Raw genomic sequence first — 1,620 nt, forward strand, 5'->3', positions numbered from 1 at the left:
AAATATTTTCTCCCCAGTTTTAGGATTGGTTTCCGTTGCCATTTTGTTACGGATTGTGTTTTCATTATCGCTTCCGCCAACGCTGTATATTGTGGCCAATGTTCCCACAAAAACCTCTCTAGCAGCAAACGAACTGATTATGGCAACACCAATTTTCCAATCGTAACCCAAAGGCGAAATCGCGGGTTCGATAGTTTTTCCCATTAGTCCAATATAGGAGTTTTCTAGTTTATAAGCCGCCACTTTGTTTTCGATTTCTAATACTGAAAGACTTTTGTTTTCCGCTTTTGATGTGATGATCGTTTTGGCATTTCGGAATTTTTCGCTTGGTCCATTAGAAGCCAAAAACCATAAAATAACCGATATTGCCAAGATTATTTTTCCCGCTCCAAAAACAAAAGCTTTCGTTTTTTCGACAACGGTAATCATTACGTTTTTGAACATCGGCAATTTGTAATTGGGCATTTCAACTACAAAGAAGGTTTTGCAATTGAGTTGAAGTACTTTATTGAGCATATAAGCCGAAAGTATTGCCATTCCAAATCCTAAAATATACAACAACATCAGCGTTAAACCTTGTAGATTTAGAATTCCAAAAACATATTTATCAGGAATTACAAGTCCAATAATGATAGCATATACAGGCAATCGTGCTGAACAAGTGGTAAATGGAGTAACCAGAATGGTGATTAATCTTTCTTTCCAGTTTTCGATATTTCGGGTCGCCATAATGGCTGGAATAGCACAAGCTGTTCCTGAAATTAAGGGAACCACGCTTTTGCCGGAAAGGCCAAATCTGCGCATAATTTTGTCCATCAAAAAAACCACACGACTCATATAACCGCTTTCTTCTAGAATTGAAATGAACAAAAACAAAAAAGTAATTTGAGGAATAAACATTAAAATTCCACCAATTCCAGGTATAATTCCCTGAGCAATCAAATTGGTAAAAGCTCCTGGAGGTAGATTTTGATTTGTCAATGAACTCAAACTGGCAAAACTACTATCGATAAAATCCATTGGAATTTTTGACCATTCGAAAATGGATTGAAAAATGCCGAATAAAACCACAAAGAAAATGAGATAACCCCATACTTTATGGGTAAGCACTCGGTCGAGTTTGCTTCTGAAATCGGTTGCTTTTGCCGAATCTACTTTTTGACCAATTTTTAAAGTATTATTTATAAATTGGTAGCGCTTGATGGTTTCTTTTTGTTGTAATTTTTTAAGCTCTGAATTTGTTTTTGTAAACGATTGTTTTTCAAGAGCTTTTCTGTTTAAATCCACAAAATTCACATCTTGTGTTATCACCAACCAAAGTTTGTACAAGGACTGGTTTGGAAACGTTTTTCGAAGTGTATTAAAATAGTCATCATCTATAGAAGACGCATCCAAACATGGTTCTGTCGAAATGGTTTTGTAAGTAGTGATTAGTGTTTTTAGTGCTTCAACACCGATTTTTTTTCGGGAACTTACCAGCACAATTTTCGTTTTTAGTTGTTCTTCAAGAAATGGAATGTCGAGCGAAATTCCTTTGAGTTGCATTCTGTCAATCATATTGATGACAAGAATGGTTGGAATTTCTAAATCTTTTATTTGTGTAAAAAGCAGTAAATTACG

1 protein-coding gene is annotated in these 1,620 nt (G+C 35.2%); it reads right to left on the bottom strand.

What is annotated here, in order from left to right:
* A partial coding sequence (gene feoB, locus EKL98_RS15635) for a ferrous iron transport protein B (RefSeq protein WP_126563115.1) occupies positions 1-1,620 on the bottom strand: 1,620 nt, incomplete at both ends.

Source organism: Flavobacterium bomense (assembly GCF_003970355.1).